Annotated in this window: 16 protein-coding genes; 5 read left to right on the top strand and 11 right to left on the bottom strand. The window is 73.0% G+C overall.

The genetic code is table 11. The features are described from left to right. The first annotated feature begins 7 nt into the window (after positions 1–7). Complete coding sequence (gene thrC / locus H1226_RS22120) at positions 8–1276, top strand: threonine synthase (protein ID WP_224978268.1); 1269 nt, start codon at positions 8–10, stop codon at positions 1274–1276. Between the two features lie 50 nt (positions 1277–1326). Here thrC and H1226_RS22125 read toward each other — a convergent pair whose 3' ends face one another. The 5 genes from H1226_RS22125 to rsfS form a co-directional block, all read right to left on the bottom strand. Beyond that, a complete protein-coding gene (locus H1226_RS22125; RefSeq protein WP_258342346.1) occupies positions 1327–3696 on the bottom strand; it encodes a ComEC/Rec2 family competence protein in 2370 nt (789 codons plus the stop codon). Next, positions 3693–4598 (bottom strand): ComEA family DNA-binding protein, encoded by a 906-nt coding sequence (locus H1226_RS22130; RefSeq protein ID WP_258342347.1) that lies wholly within the window; start codon positions 4596–4598, stop codon positions 3693–3695. Before H1226_RS22130 ends, H1226_RS22125 begins: the two co-directional genes overlap by 4 nt. Positions 4599–4756: 158 nt before the next feature. Beyond that, positions 4757–5617: a DegV family protein gene (locus H1226_RS22135; protein WP_225044723.1), complete on the bottom strand. Its 861-nt coding sequence runs from the start codon at positions 5615–5617 to the stop codon at positions 4757–4759. 27 nt (positions 5618–5644) lie between these two features. Further along, on the bottom strand, positions 5645–6256 hold the full coding sequence (locus tag H1226_RS22140; RefSeq protein ID WP_224961949.1) for a histidine phosphatase family protein: 612 nt from the start codon (positions 6254–6256) through the stop codon (positions 5645–5647). Beyond that, the gene (gene rsfS / locus H1226_RS22145; protein WP_224977844.1) at positions 6253–6636 is read right to left on the bottom strand and encodes a ribosome silencing factor; all 384 of its coding nucleotides are present in this window, start codon (positions 6634–6636) and stop codon (positions 6253–6255) included. The genes H1226_RS22140 and rsfS overlap by 4 nt, the downstream gene beginning before the upstream one ends. A 147-nt stretch (positions 6637–6783) precedes the next feature. On the opposite strand from rsfS, the gene H1226_RS22150 reads away from it, so the two are divergent. Both H1226_RS22150 and H1226_RS28385 read left to right on the top strand, forming a co-directional pair. Then, positions 6784–7278: a GNAT family N-acetyltransferase gene (locus tag H1226_RS22150; RefSeq protein ID WP_224961944.1), complete on the top strand. Its 495-nt coding sequence runs from the start codon at positions 6784–6786 to the stop codon at positions 7276–7278. A gap of 327 nt (positions 7279–7605) precedes the next feature. Further along, the gene (locus tag H1226_RS28385) at positions 7606–7941 is read left to right on the top strand and encodes a GNAT family N-acetyltransferase (RefSeq protein ID WP_373690087.1); all 336 of its coding nucleotides are present in this window, start codon (positions 7606–7608) and stop codon (positions 7939–7941) included. Between the two features lie 52 nt (positions 7942–7993). Here the strand turns inward: H1226_RS28385 and nadD are convergent, their stop codons facing one another. Both nadD and H1226_RS22165 read right to left on the bottom strand, forming a co-directional pair. After that, positions 7994–8617, bottom strand: a complete 624-nt coding sequence (nadD, locus tag H1226_RS22160) for a nicotinate-nucleotide adenylyltransferase (RefSeq protein ID WP_224961940.1) — start codon at positions 8615–8617, stop codon at positions 7994–7996. 93 nt (positions 8618–8710) lie between these two features. After that, a complete protein-coding gene (locus tag H1226_RS22165) occupies positions 8711–10027 on the bottom strand; it encodes a glutamate-5-semialdehyde dehydrogenase (RefSeq protein WP_373689976.1) in 1317 nt (438 codons plus the stop codon). Positions 10028–10124: 97 nt separating this feature from the next. Between H1226_RS22165 and H1226_RS22170 the strand changes: the two genes are divergently transcribed. Next, on the top strand, positions 10125–12242 hold the full coding sequence (locus tag H1226_RS22170) for a RecQ family ATP-dependent DNA helicase (RefSeq protein ID WP_258342349.1): 2118 nt from the start codon (positions 10125–10127) through the stop codon (positions 12240–12242). 84 nt (positions 12243–12326) lie between these two features. Further along, positions 12327–13607 carry an MFS transporter gene (locus tag H1226_RS22175; protein ID WP_258342350.1) on the top strand — a complete coding sequence of 427 codons (1281 nt, stop codon included), beginning with the start codon at positions 12327–12329 and terminating at the stop codon, positions 13605–13607. Here the strand turns inward: H1226_RS22175 and proB are convergent. The 4 genes from proB to rplU form a co-directional block, all read right to left on the bottom strand. Further along, entirely contained in the window at positions 13604–14728 is a 1125-nt protein-coding gene (gene proB / locus H1226_RS22180) for a glutamate 5-kinase (protein ID WP_224961933.1), read from the bottom strand. The two genes, H1226_RS22175 and proB, sit on opposite strands and share 4 nt — an antisense overlap. After that, the gene (obgE, locus tag H1226_RS22185; RefSeq protein ID WP_225044730.1) at positions 14725–16212 is read right to left on the bottom strand and encodes a GTPase ObgE; all 1488 of its coding nucleotides are present in this window, start codon (positions 16210–16212) and stop codon (positions 14725–14727) included. The genes proB and obgE overlap by 4 nt, the downstream gene beginning before the upstream one ends. 109 nt (positions 16213–16321) lie before the next feature. Further along, a complete protein-coding gene (gene rpmA / locus H1226_RS22190; protein WP_224961931.1) occupies positions 16322–16582 on the bottom strand; it encodes a 50S ribosomal protein L27 in 261 nt (86 codons plus the stop codon). Positions 16583–16596: 14 nt separating this feature from the next. Continuing rightward, positions 16597–16905, bottom strand: a complete 309-nt coding sequence (rplU, locus tag H1226_RS22195) for a 50S ribosomal protein L21 (RefSeq protein ID WP_224961929.1) — start codon at positions 16903–16905, stop codon at positions 16597–16599. Between the last annotated feature and the right edge of the window lie 373 nt (positions 16906–17278).

A 17278-nucleotide genomic window follows, 5' to 3' on the forward strand; every position in this document is an offset into this window, starting at 1 on the left:
CCTCGCGATGACCGCTGCCGCCCATGCCCCGAACTCCACCGGCAAGACCTACGACCTCGGTCCGGCCGTCGAGCTGGTGTCGAAGGAAGAGGGCCACCGCCAGCCCCTGGCTCCCGAGTTCGTGTCCCTGGAGGACTTCTCGCCGCTGGAGGTCGCCTACGACTTCGGGCGCGTCCGCCGCGAGGACATCGAGGCCGGCCCCCGCTCCATCTGGCGCTACAAGAAGCTGCTGCCGGTGCCGACGAACGTCGAGGAGCACCCGAACACCGAGCCCGGCTGTACCAGGCTGGTGCGCGCGGACAACCTCGCGAAGGCGCTCGGCGTCAAGCGGATCTGGATCAAGGACGACACCGGCAACCCGACGCACTCCTTCAAAGACCGCGTGGTCGCCGTCGCGCTGGCCGCCGCCCGCGAGTTCGGGTTCAAGGTGCTGGCCTGCCCGTCCACCGGCAACCTCGCCAACGCCGTCGCCGCTGCCGCCGCCCGTGCCGGCTGGGACTCGGTGGTCCTCGTCCCGTCCAACCTGGAGCGGGCCAAGATCCTGATGAGCGCGGTCTACGACGGCTCGCTGCTCGCGGTGGACGGCAACTACGACGACGTGAACCGGCTGGCGACCGAGCTCGCCGCCGAGCACGAGGACTGGGCGTTCGTCAACGTCAACGTGCGGCCGTACTACTCGGAGGGTTCCAAGACCCTCGGGTTCGAGGTCGCCGAACAGCTCGGCTGGCGGCTGCCGGAGCAGATCGTGGTGCCCATCGCCTCCGGCTCGCAGCTGACCAAGGTGGACAAGGGCTTCCGCGAGCTCGGGCAGACCGGCCTGGTCGAGCAGAGCCCGTACCGGATCTTCGGCGCGCAGGCCCACGGCTGCTCGCCGGTCGCCAGCGCGTTCAAGCAGAACCACGACGTGGTGCAGCCGGTGCGGCCGGACACCATCGCGCGTTCGCTGGCCATCGGCGCCCCCGCGGACGGCCCGTACGTGCTGGACGTGGTCCGGCGCACCGGCGGGGCCATCGAGGACGTCACCGATGAAGAGGTCGTCGCGGGCATCCGGCTGCTGGCCCGCACCGAGGGGATCTTCGCCGAGACCGCCGGTGGCGTCACCGTGGCGACCGCGAAGAAGCTCATCGAGGCCGGTCAGATCGACCCGGACCAGGAGACGGTGCTGCTCATCACCGGCGACGGCCTCAAGACGCTGGACGCCGTACAGGACCAGGTCGGTCCGAAGGCGACGGTCGCCCCGAACACCGATGCCGTGAACGAGGCCCTCGGCCTGTGATCGGTGGCCGTGGGCCGCGGTGCGCCGCGGCCCACGGCTCGACTTCCCCGTCACCTCTCGTCCGGCCGCAGCGGATCGCCCCGCTCCACGGCGGCGCGCCCTTGGCCTTCCGGCACGACCGCGATGTCGCCGGCCTGATCGGTGCGGTGGATCCGGGCGCCCATCCGTTGCAGCTCGCCGAGGATCAGCGGGCTGGGATGACCGTAGTCGTTCCCGGCTCCGACGCTGATCACCGCCAGTTGCGGGCGCACTCGCGCGAGCAATCTCGGCGTCGTGAACCGCGACCCGTGGTGGGGCACCTTGAGCACCTCCGCCCGCAGGTCCGCACCTGAGGCCAGCAGCGCTGCCTGACCTGGCAGCGCGACGTCCCCGGTCAGCAGCACCCGCCCCGCCGGAGTGGTCGCCTTGACCACCAGCGAGGCGTCGTTGGCGTCCTCCGCCGAGTCGCTGCGCGCGAGCGCTCCTCGGGGACCGAGCACGTCGAGCACCAATCCCGGCCACCGCAACCGCTGGCCCGCCCGCAGCGGGACGACGGGTGTGCGGTGGGCGCGCGCGGTCGCCCGCACCTCGCGAGCCGCCCAGGCCGGTTCGCCCAGCGGTCCGACGGCGACCGCGCCGACCTGCCGCCCGGACAGCACCGCCGAGATGCCACCGACGTGGTCGGCGTGCAGGTGGGTCAGCAGTACCAGCGGGACGCTGCGGATCCGCAACCGGCGCAGGCATTCGGCCATCGGTGCCGGGTCCGGGCCGGTGTCGACCACGACCGCTTCCCGGTCCCGGCCGGTGGCCAGCACCAGCCCGTCTCCCTGTCCCACGTCGCAGGCGACCAGCGACCACCCCGGCACCGGCCACGGGAACACCTGGTGGCGGACCGGGATCACCACCACCACGACGACCAGCACCAGGCTGGTCAGGACCAGCCGAGCGATGCGCCCGCGCAGCACGATCAGCAGCACCAGCGCGAGCACCGCCAGCGAGGTCCCGCCCACCACTCCGGACGGCCAGTCGACGGCGGCTCCCGGCACGGCCGCCGAATGCCGGGCGACCGCGAGCACCCATTCCAGTTCGGGCCCGGCCAGCCACACCAGCGCACCGGCCAGCGGCGCGCACCACGGGACCACCACCGTCGCCGCGACGCCGAGCACCGTCGCGGGTGCCACGAGCGGCCCCGCCAGCAGGTTCGCCAGCACCGCGACCAGGCTGACCTGCCCGGAGATCGCCGCCACCAGCGGTGCCGTGACCAGGTGCGCCGCCGCCGGTACCGCGAGCGCCTCGGCGAGCCCGACCGGTACTCCCCTGGCGTGCAGCGCCGCCGACCAGCCGGGTGCCAGCAGCACCAGCCCGGCCGTCGCGGCCACCGACAGCGCGAACCCCGCCGTGGTCGCCAGACCCGGTGCGAGCAGCAGCAGGCCGATGACGCTGCCCGCCAGCGTCGGCAGCGCCGAGCGTTCCCGGCCCAGCGCCAGGGCGAACAGCGTGATGGCGCCCATCACCGCGGCTCGCAGCACGCTCGGTTCCGGTCCCGCGAGCACCACGAACCCCGCCATCGCCGCCCCCGCGCCCAACGCGCACGGCACCGGCCCCGCGCCGACCAGGCGCAGCACCAGCAGCACCGCCCCGCACACGATGGCCAGGTTCGCCCCGGACACCGCCATCAGGTGCGTCAGCCCGGAGGTCTCGAACTGCTCCACCACCTCCGGTGGCAGCAGTCCGGTGTCGCCGACGACCAGGCCCGGCAGCAGGCCCGCCGCTTCCGGCCCCAGCACGGTCCGGGAGGTCGAGCGCAGCCCTTCCCGCAGGTCCTCCGCGATGCGCTGCCAGCCGGGTGGTGGGCCCACCTGCTCCGGTGCCCGCCCGATCTGGACGGCGGCGGTGAGCAGTTCCCCTCCGCGCGGCGGCACGGCCCGGCCGGTGGCCGTCACCTCCTGGCCCGCGATCAGCGAGCGCCACGGTTCCGTCGGAACCAGCAGCAGCGCTCGGCCGCCGACCGCGGTCCGCCTGCCGTCGACGTGGACCGAGCGCAGCCGCACCTGCACCACCGAGCGGTCCTGGGCGCGCCGGGCGCCGTAGGACGCTCCCCGCAGCGGCTTCGGCCGCGAGGTGAGCGATGCCCGAACCTCGACCCGGTCGCCCTGCTGCGCGGCGAGGTGCAGCGGGTGCACGGCGGTCGAGTGGGCGCGGACGCCCACGCCGGTCGCGGTGATCCCGGCCAGGACCAGAACCGCCAGCAACCCGTTGCGCCAGCGCCGGATCCGCCGAGCCCGCACCAGCGGCAGCAGCACGACCGCGGCGATCGCCAGCGCTGCCGCCACTCCCCACCCGCCGAGCAGCCCGGCCAGCGTCACGGCCCAGGTCACCACGGCCGCGGGCACCAGCCGCAGGTCGAGCACACCGGTCCGCGGGTACGACGTGACCTTCACACCTGGACCAGGTCGCGCAGCTTGGCCAGCTTGGCCGCGCCGATGCCGTCGACGTCCTGGAGTTCGTCGACGGAGCCGAAGCGGCCGTGCTCGGTGCGCCACTGCACGATCCGCTTCGCGGTGACCTCGCCGACTCCTGGTAGTGCATCGAGCTGCTCCTCCGTGGCGGTGTTCAGGTCGGTCTTGGCCGCCGCCCCGGAGCCGGGTGGGCTCGCGGCCTGGCCGGTGTCCGCGCCGGGCGGTACCGGGACGGCGACGTAGAGCTGTTCCCCGTCGGTGAGCCGGCGGGCGAGGTTGAGCGCGGTGATGTCGACCTCCGGCCCGGTGGTGCCACCGGCGGCGCGCACCGCGTCGGCGACCCGGGATCCGGGTGGCACCGCGACCAGACCGGGGCGGGTCACCTCGCCGACGACGCTGATCACCAGCTCGGGCGGGGGCGGCTCGGGCGCGGCGGGGGCCGCGGCCAGCGGGAGCGGCGGGGTCGGCGCGGGCTCGGCGACGGGTCGATCCAGCCAGGTCGTGACCGCGACGGCGAGCAGCGCCAGCACGGCCGCGAGCAGCAACCCGATCCGCCCCGCGCGTCCGGGGTCGATTCTGGCGCGCAGCACGGAATCGGGCAGCCACCTCTGCAAGTGCCTGCCGATTCCGGCGAACTGCCCGCGGGACGGTTCACGGGCGGAATGCCTACCGGTGGAATCGGGTCCGGCGCGCGATTCCGGTTCGCCCGCCACATCGGGTGGATCGGTGATTTCGTCGTCGGACGGGCGGAACCGGAGCGCTCGCCCGGTGCCCGCGCCGTCGCGCTCCGCCTGCTGCTTCAACGCCAGCAGGCGGCTGCGCGGGGTGTCGTCGGGGGCGGCGGAATCGTCGAGGATGCCGCGGAAGAGAGTGGGGACGGCCATGAATTCGACGGTAAGAACGGACGCCGACTTCGACCAGCCCCGAGTTCGACATCTGTGGATGGATCGCCGACCTGTGGACAACTCAGCACAATTCATCACGAACGGGCGACGGAGAATTCCCCCGAAAGGAATCGAATCCGAATTCGCCTACTGGAAATTCATCCCGCGAGCCGCCAGCCACCGGGCAGCACCACGGCCCCGAGCGCACCGGGACCGATGTGCGCCCCCACCACCGGCCCCACCTCGGAGACCACGCAGTCCAGCGCCACCGACGCCTGGCGCCGCAACTGCTCGGCCAACCGCTCCGCCCACTCCGGGGCGTCCAAGTGGTGGATCGCCACCGACAGCGAACCCGACTCCGCCCCCCGGGCCACCAGGTCGAGCAGCCGGGCGTGCGCGCGAGCCGTCGTCCGCACCTTCTCCAGCAGCTCCACGCGGCCCTCGTGGACGTGCAGCAGCGGTTTGATGGCCAGTGCCGTGCCCAGCACCGCCGCCGCGGCACCGATCCGGCCACCGCGGCGCAGGTGCTCCAAGGTCTGCACGGAGAACAACGTGCGGGTCCGCTGCGCGATCAAGGCCGCCCGGCTCTCCACCGCCGACAGCCCGGCTCCGGCCCGGGCGCTGTCCGCCGCGCCCAGCGCCGCGAAACCCAGCCCCATCGCGGCGGACCGCGAGTCGACCACCCGGATCCGCTCCGGATCGACCTCGCGCGCCGCCAGCCGCGCCGCGTCCCAGGTCCCCGACAACCGGCGGGACAGGTGCACCGACACGACACCGTCCGCGCCGCCCTCCAGCGCTTCCCGGTAGGCGGTGGCGAACTCGCCGACGCTCGCACCGGACGTGGTCACGCGCTCCTTGCGGTCCCACGCGGCCGTCAACCGGCCCGAGTCGAACTCGTGCTCCGGAACGGAATCCGCGCCCTGCACGCTCACGTGCAGCGGCACCACCCGGAGCGCGTGCCGCTGCGCGAAACCCGCGGGCAGGTACGCGGTCGAATCGGTGACGACGGCTACGGACACGCGCGCAACCCTAACCAGGAGCGGTGCTCAGGCGGGGACACCACCGTTGTACGTGGTCAGCCGCCACCGGTCGGTCCCGGTGCGGCGCGTCAGCACCACCCAGTGGCAGTTGGAGATCCCGCCGAGGCTCGGCCACAACTCCACCGGCAGCTCCAGCATCCGGGCGGTGAGCCCGGTGATGAGGCCGCCGTGCGCGCAGACCAGCGCGGTCTCCTGGTAGGTGGTGTCCAGCTCCGACACGACCTCGAAGGCCCGCTCCGCCACCTCGACGCGGGACTCACCGCCCGGCGGGGACCAGGTGGCGTCCGAGCGCCACACGGCCATCGAGCCCGGCCAGCCGTGCTCCACCTCGGCGCCGCTGAGCCCCTGCCACTCGCCCAGGTGCGTCTCCCGCAACCGCTTGTCCTGGCGCACCGGCATCCCGGAGAGCTCGGTGAACGCGGCCGCGGTGGCGCTCGCGCGACGCAGGTCCGACCCGACCGCGACCTCCGGTTCGAAGGCCGCGACGACCGGGGCGGCCCGCTGCGCCTGCGCGATGCCCGCGTCGGTCAGGGAGGTGTCCAGGTGCCCCTGGATGCGGCCGGCGGCGTTGTAGTCCGTCTCGCCGTGCCGCCAGAGCACCAGGCGAGCCAAGCTCACTCGTCGCCGTCCCGCTGCTCGGCGCTGTCCACGAAGTCGATCCGCGGGCAGTCCTTCCACAGCCGTTCCAGCTCGTAGACGGCGCGTTCCTCGGTGTGCTGCACGTGCACGACGACGTCGACGAAGTCGAGCAGCACCCAGCGCCCCTCGCGGGCGCCTTCGCGCCGCACCGGCTTGGTGCCCGCGGCGCGCATCTTCTCCTCGACGTTCTCCACGATCGAATCGACCTGGCGCTCGTTCGCCGCCGAGGCGATCACGAAGCAGTCGGTGATGACCAGCTGCTCGGAGACGTCGAGCAGCACGAGATCGTTCGCCTTCTTGTCGGCCGCGGCCTGCGCCGCGACCAGGGCCAGCCTGCGGGCTTCCTCAGTGGCTGCCACGTCTCTCCTCTCAGGCGGGCACGGTTCCGCCCACGCGACCCAGGATAGCCAGCGCGTGCACGCCTCCCGCGACCCGCCGGGGTCGGACGGCGGAACGGGAAAACCGGTTGCCACCGATCGGATGCTGGAACGGTGCGAGGAGGCGAGATGCGGATACGTCCGGCACGGCAGGACGACGAGCGGGCGCTGGCGCGGATCGTGCGCGCCGCGTGGACCCCGGAATCGTCCGTGTTCCCCCGACCCGCCGCCGACGCCCCGTTCTTCCGCGCGCCGGTCGTCCCGGAGAACGTGCTCGTGGCGCTCGCCGCGGACGAACCGATCGGCTTGATCAAGCTCGTGCCGATGGCGACCGCCCAGCCCGGGCTCGGCGCGGCCGCCGCGCACGTGCAGCAGATCTACGGCCTGTCCGTGGTTCCGGAGCACCAGGGCCGCCGGGCCGGGACCGAGCTCCTCGGGGCCGCTCGCGCGGAGGCGGTCGCCCGGGGCGCGCGCCGCATCACCCTGCGGGTGCTCGGCGGCAATCCGCGGGCGCAGCGGTTGTACGAGCGGCTCGGCTACCGGGTCGAGGGCGTCGAGCGCGAGCAGTTCCTCCTGGGCGGGACCTACGTCGACGACGTCCTGCTCGCCTTGGACCTGACCTGACGGCCACCCCGCGCAGTCGGGGCGGCGCGCCGAGTCCGGTGCTCGAGCGCGTACCGCTGCCGACAGCCCACCGGCCGAGCGCCCGGCACGGTCTCGACGGCGGCGAAGTGGTTCCACTACGGCCGCACGAGGGCTCCGGACCGCTACGTTGGCTTGCGTGACTCCGGAGCGGACGCCGCCACTCGAACCGGCGATATCGGCGGACGTCCACGGTCTCCACCGGCTTCGGCGAGAGCTCGAGGACTGGCTCCAGGCGAAGGACGTCGACCAGTGGAAACCCGGCGAAGTGAGCCCGCACGACATCGCGGCCCAGACCGCGCGACACGAGTGGTACGTCCTGCGAGACGCCGATCTCGGTCTCGTCGCCGCCTTGCGGATCCTCCGTGCCGACCCGGCCTTCTGGGGCGACGACCCCACGCCGGCCGTCTACGTCCACGGCCTCATGGTGAGTCGGCGGAGAGCGGGACAGGGCTCGGTTCTTCGTTGTTGCGCTGGGCCGGTGATCGAGGTCGGGCGAGTCGGGCTCGGTTCCTGCGGCTGGACTGCGACGAGTCGAACGAGGTCCTCCGCGCCTTCTACCGCGGCCTCGGTTTCCGCGAGGTGGGACGCCGCGATCTCACCGACGGGCTGTTCAGCGTCACCCTGTTCGAGAAGGGGCTCTGACCGCGCCGGGGACGGCTCCCGGTCTGAGTCGTACCGAGGTCGTACCGGACGCTCACGGCCCCCACTCCGGCGCGGGTCCGGCGTCGTCGGGCCGGTAGAGGCCGCGCTTGGTGATGTACTGGACGATCCCGTCGGGGACGAGGTACCAGACCGGCAGCCCGGCGTGGACGCGTTGGCGGCAGCCCGTGGAGGAGATCGCCATCGCCGGGATCTCCACCAGCGACACCGACCCCTGCGGCAGGTGCGCGTCGTCGAGCGAGTAGCCGGGACGGGTGACGCCGATGAAGTGGGCGAGCTCGAACAGCTCCTCCACCCGGTGCCAGGACAGGATCTGCTCCAGCGCGTCGGCGCCGGTGATGAAGTACAGCTCGGCGTCCGGGTACAGCGCGCGCAGGTCGCTGAGGGTGTCGGCGGTGTAGGTGGGGCCGCTGCGGTCCACGTCCACCCGGCTCACCGAGAACCGCGGGTTGGAGGCGGTGGCGACCACCGTCATCAGGTAGCGGTCCTCGGCAGGGCTGACCGCCTCGTGACCCTTCTGCCACGGCTGACCGGTCGGCACGAAGATCACTTGTTCGAGGCCGAACTGGGCCTGCACTTCACTGGCCGCTACGAGGTGGCCGTGGTGGATCGGGTCGAAGGTGCCACCCATGACCCCGATACGGCGCCGACGAGACATGACTGCAGACCCTAAACGAGCGACGCCCCGACCAGCCCCGACGAACGTCGTGACGGTGACCGATCCCACCCCGGGGACCGGTCACCGGCGGACTCAGCCCGCGGGCCGCACGTGCCCGTCGCCGTACACGAGCCACTTGGTGGAGGTCAGCTCCGGCAGCCCCATCGGGCCGCGCGCGTGCAGCTTCTGGGTGGAGATGCCGATCTCGGCGCCCATCCCGAACTCGGCGCCGTCGGTGAACGCGGTCGAGGCATTGACCATGACGGCCGCCGAGTCGACGCGGGCGGTGAAGGACCGGGCGGCGCGCACGTCGTCGGTCACGATCGCCTCGGTGTGCCCGGAGCCGTGCGCGCGGATGTGCTCGGTGGCGGCCTGCAACGAGTCGACGACGGCGGCGGCGATGTCCAGCGAGCCGTACTCGGTGTCCCAGTCGGAGTCCTCGGCGGCGACGACGCCGGAGCCGCCGAGCCGGGCGACCTCCTCGTCGCCGTGCACGGTGACGCCCGCGGCGCGCAGTTCGGCGACGGCGCGGGGCACGAACTCGTCGGCGATGTCCCGGTGCACCAGCAGCGTCTCGGCCGCGTTGCACACGCTGGGACGGCGGGCCTTGGAGTTCAGCAGGATGCGCAGCGCGGTGTCGATGTCGGCGCGCGCGTCGACGTAGACGTGGCAGTTGCCGACGCCGGTCTCGATGGTGGGCACGGTGGACTGCTCGACGACCGTGGAGATCAGCCCGGCGCCGCCGCGCGGGATCACCACGTCGACCAGCCCGCGCGCGGTGATCAGGTGCCGCACCGAGGCGCGGTCGTGGCTGGGCAGCAGCTGGATCGCGTCCGCGGGCAACCCCTGCTCGACGAGGACGTCGCGCAGCACCCCGACGAGCGCGGTGTTCGAGCGCTCGGCGGAGGCCGACCCGCGCAGCAGGACCGCGTTCCCGGACTTCGCGGTGAGCCCGGCCGCGTCCACGGTCACGTTGGGCCTGCCCTCGTAGACGATGCCGACGACGCCCAGCGGAACCCGGACCTGCTGCAGCTGCAGCCCGTTGGCGAGCACGCTGCCGCGCACCACCTCACCGGTCGGGTCGGGCAGCCCGGCGACGGTGCGCAGGCCGTCGGCGATGCTCGCGACGCGGTCGTCGGTCAGGCGCAGCCGGTCGATCAGCCCGGCGGCGGTGCCGTTCTCCTCGGCCCGCGCGACGTCGAGCTCGTTCGCCGCCAAGATCTCCGGGGCCCGTTCGACCAGCGCGTCGGCCATGGCGCGCAGTGCGGAGTCCTTGGCGCCGCGCGGCAGCAGGGCCAGTTCCGCGGCGGCGTCGCGGGCGGCGCGGGCCGCCGCGCGCACCTGCTCGCGGAGCTCGTCGCCGGAGTCCTGCGCGTGCTGGTCGGTGGAGGCATCGATGCTCGTCGTCACGCACCCCAGCCTAGTGGGGCGGCGCAACGGAGTTCCGCTGGTGAGGAACCGGCGGGCGGTGCCGGGCGCGTCGGGGTCGTCCGGTAGGAATCGTGGCGTGGACGAACAAGCCCTGCGGGAACTCGCCGACGAACGGCTCCGCGCGCTGGCCGGTCCGGACGCCGTGCTGCGCGACGACCAGTGGCGCGCCATCGAAGCGCTCGTGCTGCACCGCCGCCGCGCGCTCGTGGTGCAGCGCACCGGCTGGGGCAAGTCGGCGGTGTACTTCCTGGCCACGGCGCTGCTGCGCGAACTCGGCGAAGGCCCCACGGTGATCGTCTCGCCGCTGCTGGCGCTGATGCGCAACCAGGTCGAAGCCGCCGAGGCCGCCGGGGTTCGCGCCGCCAGCATCAACTCGGCGAACCCGCAGGCGTGGCAGGCCATCGAGGAGCAGATCGCCGTCGGCGACGTGGACGTGCTGCTGGTGAGCCCCGAACGGCTGAACAACCCGGATTTCCGGGACACCGTGCTGCCCGAGCTGACGCACAGCGCGGGCCTGCTCGTGGTGGACGAGGCGCACTGCATCTCCGACTGGGGCCACGACTTCCGCCCGGACTACCGCAGGTTGCGAACGCTGCTGGGCGAGCTCCCCGAGGGCGTGCCGGTGCTGGCCACCACCGCCACCGCCAACGACCGCGTCGTGCAGGACGTGTCCGAGCAGCTCGGCGTCGGCGGCGAGTTCAGCGACCCGCAGGAGACGCTGGTGCTGCGCGGCACCCTCGACCGGGAGAGCCTGCGGCTCGGCGTGGTGGAGCTGCCGACGGCGCAGGCGCGGCTGGCGTGGCTGGCGAGCAACCTCGGCGAGCTCACCGGTTCCGGGATCATTTACACGCTCACCGTCGCGGCGACCGAGGAGGTCGCCGGCTACCTGCGCGACCAGGGTTTCGAGGTGGCGTCCTACTCGGGCCGCACCGACCCGGAGGAACGGCAGCGAGCCGAGGAGGACCTGCTGGCGAACCGGGTGAAGGCGCTGGTCGCCACCTCGGCGCTGGGCATGGGCTTCGACAAGCCCGACCTGGGGTTCGTGGTGCACCTGGGGGCGCCGTCCTCGCCGATCGCCTACTACCAGCAGATCGGGCGGGCCGGCCGCGGCGTGCGGCGGGCGGAGGCGCTGCTGCTGCCCGGCCCGGAGGACCAGGAGATCTGGCGCTACTTCGCATCACTGGCGTTCCCACCGGAGGCCACGGTGCGCGCCATCCTCGCCGGGCTCACCGAAGCAGGCACGTTGTCCACGGCCGCGCTGGAGCCCCGCGTCGACCTGGGCCGCTCCCGGCTGGAGATGGTGCTCAAGGTCCTCGACGTGGACGGCGCGGTGCGCCGGGTCAAGGGCGGTTGGGAGGCGACCGGCGAGCCGTGGACCTACGAGGCGGAGCGCTACGGGCGGATCGCCGCGGAACGCGCCGCCGAGCAGCAGGCCATGCTGGACTACCTCGCCACCCCGGACTGCCGGATGGAGTTCCTGCGCCGCCAGCTCGACGACCCGCACGCGCAACCGTGCGGCCGCTGCGACAACTGCACCGGGCAGCGCCACTCCGCCGAGGTCGACGAGCAGGTGGTGCAGCGAGCGACCGAACGGCTGCACCGGCCCGGCGTGGAGCTGGAACCGCGCAAGATGTGGCCCACCGGGATGGACGCGCTGGGCGTGCCCGTGTCGGGGCGGCTGCCCGCGGCCGAACGCGCCGAGCAGGGCCGGGCCGTCGGCAGGCTGACCGACATCGGCTGGGGAAACCGGCTGCGCGAGCTGCTGGGCAACGGCGTACCGGACCAGGAGCTGCCGGAGGACCTGTTCCAGGCGTGCGTGCAGGTGCTCGCCGCGTGGAAGTGGGAGCAGCGGCCGGTCGGCGTGGTCTCCGTCGGCTCGAACAGCAGGCCGCTGCTGGTGCGCAGCCTCGCGCAGCGCATCGCCACCATCGGCAGGCTGCCGCTGCTCGGCGAGGTCGCCACCAACCCGGACAGCACGCCGCGGCGAGGCAACAGCGCGCAGCGCGTCGGCACGCTCCGCGGCCAGTTCAAGATCCCCGACGAGCTCGCGTCGCGGATCGCCGAGCTGGACGGCCCGGTGCTGCTGATGGACGACTACGCCGACACCGGCTGGACCGCGGCGATCGTGGCCCGCACGCTGCGGCTCGCGGGCGCCCCCGCGGTGCTGCCGTTCACCCTCGCCTCGACGGGCTGACCGCGGTTCCCGGGAGCTGGGAAGGGTTCCCAACCGGGCACGGACCGCCATAGTGTGACGCGGTCTGTGCGGGGGAGGCTGCGGATGGTGACGTCGAGGTCGGAGGTGCCGGAGCGGCACCGGCTTCCGGTGCGCAAGCTGGTCGCGGCCAGCATCGGCAATGCGATCGAGTGGTACGACTGGACGATCTACAGCGCGTTCAGCGTGTACTTCGCGAGCCGCTTCTTCCCCGGTGAGCTGGCGCTGGTGAACACGCTGGCGACGTTCGCGCTGGCGTTCTTCTTCCGCCCGCTCGGCGGCTGGCTGCTGGGCCGGTTCGCCGACCTGCGCGGGCGCAAGACGGCGATGCTGCTGACGATCGCGCTGATGGCGGGCGGCTCGCTGCTGATCGGGGTGCTGCCCACCTTCGACCTGATCGGCTGGGGCGCACCGGTGCTGCTGGTGCTCGCGCGCATCGGGCAGGGGCTGTCGCTGGGCGGTGAGGTCTCGAACGCCTCCGCCTACCTGGCCGAGATCGCCCCGGCGAGCAGGCGCGGCCGGTACTCGTCGTTCTTCTACATCTCCACCGGGGCGGCGCTGCTGGTGGCCTCGCTGCTGGGGTACCTGCTGACCTCGGTGCTGACCGAGCAGCAGCTGACCGCGTTCGGCTGGCGCATCCCGTTCGTCATCGGCGGGGTGCTCGGCCTGATCGGCATCTGGCTGCGGCGGTCGCTGGAGGAGACCGAGCAGTTCGCCGACAACCGGGAGAAGGCGCGGGCGCTGCGCAGTCCACTGTGGACGACGCTGCGGCTGCACCCCCGGGCCGTGGGCATGCTCATCGGGTTCAGCATGCTCTCCACGCTCTGCTACTACACGTTCTTCAGCGCGCTCACCCCGTTCGCCGTGGACACCCGGCACGCGGACGCGACGGACGTGTTCCTCGCGCTGTCGGTGGCGACGGTGCTGTTCATCGCGCTGCAGTACCCGATGGGAGTGCTCTCGGACCGGTTCGGGCGCAGGCCGCAGCTGCTGGTGTGGTCGGCGGCGACGGCGGTGCTGATCGTGCCGCTGTCCGCGCTGGTCGGGCCGGGACTCGGCGGGCTGCTGGTGGTGTTCTGCGTCGGCGTCGGGCTCTACTCGGCGATGACCTCAATCGCCCCGGCGATCATGTCGGAGCTCTTCCCGACGGAGCTGCGCGGCCTCGGCATCGGCGCTTGGTACAACCTGACCGTCGCGGTGTTCGGCGGGACGGCGCCCCTGGTGATCCAGGCGTTCGCCGCGTTCGGCGCGGAGGGGCTGTTCTTCTGGTACATCGCGGCCGCGGCCGTCATCACGTTCTTCGTGATCTTGGCGCTGCCGGAGACCCGGGGCAGCGAACTGCGCTAGCGCAGCGGCACCAGATCGTCGGCGTGCACCACTTCGCGGCGCTGCTCGGCGGGCAGCTCGTGGCTGGACCGGCCGACGAGCTCCGGCAGTTCCGCCGCGTCGTAGGCGACGACGCCGCGGGCCACCACGGCTCCGGCCGGGTCGACGAGTTCCACCACGTCCCCGCCGTCGAACGCGCCCTCCACCGAGGTGATCCCCGCGGCCAGCAGCGAGCGGCGCCGCCGCACCACGGCCGCGACCGCGCCGTCGTCGAGCCACAACCTGCCGCGCGCCCCCGCCGCGTGCGCCAGCCAGAAGCGCCGGGCGGAGAGCCTGCTGCCGGTGGTGGCGAACGCGGTGCCCACGTCGGCGGCGCCGAGGGCCCGTGCGGCCTGCGCCGCCGAGGTCAGCAGCACCGGGATGCCCGCGGTGCACGCGACCCGCGCGGCCTCCACCTTCGAGGCCATGCCACCGGTGCCCACCCCGGAACCCGAGGCGCCGGCGTCCACCCCGGCCAGGTCGGCGGCGCTGGTGACCTCGCGGATCGCCGACGCCCCACCGCCGCGCGGATCACCGTCGTACAGGGCGTCCACATCGGACAGCAGCAGCAGCGCGTCGGCGCCGACCAGGTGCGAGACCAGCGCGGCCAGCCGGTCGTTGTCGCCGAACCGGATCTCGGCGGTGGCGACCGTGTCGTTCTCGTTCACCACCGGCACCACGCCGAGGGTGAGCAGCCGGTTCAGCGTGCGCTGCGCGTTGCGGTAGTGCGCGCGCCGCACCACGTCGTCGGCGGTGAGCAGCACCTGCCCCACGGTGCGCCGGTAGCGGGCGAAGGACTCGGCGTAGGCGTGCGCCAGCGCCTGCTGCCCCACGCTGGCCGCGGCCTGCTTGGTGGCCAGGTCGCGCGGACGGCGGCGCAGCCCCAGCGGGGCGATGCCCGCGGCGATGGCACCGGAGGACACCACCACGACCTGGCAGCCGGTGGCGACGCGCGCTTCCACCGCGTCCACCAGGGCCGCGAGCCGCGCCTGGTCCAGCGCGCCCCGGCCGGTGGTCAGCGAGGACGAGCCGACCTTGACGACGATGCGGTGCGCCGCCGCGATCGAGTCGCGGGTCGGCGAGGACTGCACCGCGCCGGTCACTCGTCCTCCTCGGCTCCCCCGGCGTAGCCGCCTTCCGCGTCGAGGTTCCCGCGGCGCGCCTTCTTCGCCGCCTTCCGGTCGGCCGCGCCGATCCGGTCGGACGCGTCCAGGCGAGCGTCGGTGCCGCGGCCGGTGAGCACGGCCGCGACCCCCGCCGGGGTGGACGGCTCCCAGTCGAACGTGACGCCGCCGATGGTGACCTGGCTGCCCGGTTCGGCACCGGCCTTGCCGAGCGCCTCCTCCACGCCGAGCTTCGCGAGCCGGTCGGCGAGGAAGCCCACCGCCTCGTCGTTGTCGAACGCGGTCTGGCGCACCCACCGCTCCGGCTTCTCGCCGCGCACGACGAACGCCTCGTCGTCCTCCGGGTCGGTCTCCACGGTGAAACCGCTGTCGCCGATGGCGTGCGGGCGCACCACGACCCGGGCCGGTTCCGGTTCGGGCAGCGAAGCCCGGTAGCGCTCGACCTCCTCGGCCATCGCGAACGACAGCTCGCGGAGACCTTCGTGGCTGGCCGCCGACACCTCGAACACGCGCAGGCCGCGGGACTCCAGGTCGGGGCGGATCAGCTCGGCCAGCTCGCGGGCCTCCGGCACGTCCACCTTGTTCAGCACCACCAGCCGCGGCCGGTCGCCGAGGTCGCCGTGCTCGCCCTGCAGCGCGGGCGTGTACCGGGCCAGCTCTTCTTCCAGCGCGTCGATGTCGGACAGCGGGTCGCGTCCCGGCTCCAGCGTCGCGCAGTCCACCACGTGCACCAGCACCGCGCACCGCTCGATGTGCCGCAGGAAGTCCAGGCCGAGCCCGCGCCCGTCGCTGGCACCGGGGATCAGGCCGGGGACGTCGGCGACGGTGAACACGGTCTCGCCCGCGGTGACCACGCCGAGGTTCGGCGCCAGCGTGGTGAACGGGTAGTCCGCGATCTTCGGCTTGGCCGCGGAGACCACCGAGATCAGCGAGGACTTGCCCGCGGACGGGAAGCCGAGCAGCCCCACGTCGGCGACGGACTTCAGCTCCAGCACCAGGTCCTGCTCGTCCCCCGGCTCGCCGAGCAGCGCGAACCCGGGCGCCTTGCGCGCCTTCGAGGCCAGCGCCGCGTTGCCCAGCCCGCCGCGGCCGCCTTCGGCCGCGATGAACGTGGTGCCCGGCCCGACCAGATCGGCCAGCACCTCACCGCTCTCGGTGAGCACGACCGTGCCGTCCGGGACGGGCAGCACCAGGTCTTCGCCGATGGCGCCGTTGCGCAGGCTGCCGCGCCCCTGCTTGCCGCTGGCCGCGGTCGCGTGCGGGCGGTGGTGGAAGTCGAGCAGCGTGTGCACGCCGGGGTCGACGACGAGCCGCACGTCGCCGCCGCGGCCGCCGTTGCCGCCGTCGGGGCCGCCGAGCGGTTTGAACTTCTCCCGGTGGACCGAGGCGCAGCCATTGCCCCCATCGCCTGCGGCGATGTGGATGGTCACGCGGTCAACGAACCGCGACACGAGTCCCTCCAGGTGCGGGGAGTGCTGACATTCGATGCGTTCCGCGAACGCGAACGAGGGGCGGGCCGGTGCAGAGACCGGACCCGCCCCTCGTCGGGAACTGCTGGTGCCGAGAGCCGGGTCAGACGACCTCGGCCGGCACGATGTTGACGGTCTTGCGACCGCGCTTGCTGCCGAACTCGACCTCACCGGCCGACAGCGCGAACAGCGTGTCGTCCTTGCCGCGGCCGACGTTCAGGCCGGGGTGGAACTTGGTGCCGCGCTGCCGGAGCAGGATCTCACCGGCCTTGACGACCTGGCCGCCGTAGCGCTTGACCCCGAGGTACTGGGGGTTCGAGTCGCGGCCGTTGCGAGAGCTGGAAGCGCCCTTCTTGTGTGCCATGACTACTCAGGTCCTCACTTGGTGATGCCGGTGACCTCAACGCGGGTCAGCTTCTGACGGTGACCCTGGCGCTTCTGGTATCCGGTCTTGTTCTTGAACTTGTGGATGCGGATCTTGGGGCCCTTGGTCTGCTCGACCAGCTTCCCGGTCACCGAAACCTTCGCCAGTGCGTCGGCGTCGGCGGTGACGTCGGTGCCGTCGACGACCAGAACAGCCGGGAAGGTGACCTCGGTGCCGGAGTCGCCTTCGAGCTTCTCGACCTCGACGACGTCCCCGACCGCCACTTTGTACTGCTTGCCGCCGGTCTTGACGATCGCGTACATGAGTCGGAAGTCTCCTGCTACTCGGTTCGCTTGGTTCACCCGTTGACGCCCTCTCCGGCGAACCGGAGTTCCTACCGCCCGGCCGAGCCGGGCTTCGGGGGGTTCCTGCGTCGCGACCCTCGTCCCCACGAGGGGCACACCGGGTTCTACAGGCGTTTTGCCTCTCCGCCCGTCCGGCGGCGAGAAGTGCTCACACAGCATACAGACCACCCGGTGGCGCCCGACCACGAGGGGTCGGAGCAGCCGCGAGCGGGCAGGACGACAGCGTATGCCAGGCCGGATCCGGCCCGACGCGCACCCCCGGAACGGCCCGTCGGACGTGGCGAACGGCGCACCGATCAATGCGGGCGAAGGCCCCGGAACCCGCCGGACC

It is taken from the genome of Saccharopolyspora gregorii, assembly GCF_024734405.1.
GTDB lineage: Bacteria > Actinomycetota > Actinomycetes > Mycobacteriales > Pseudonocardiaceae > Saccharopolyspora_C > Saccharopolyspora_C gregorii.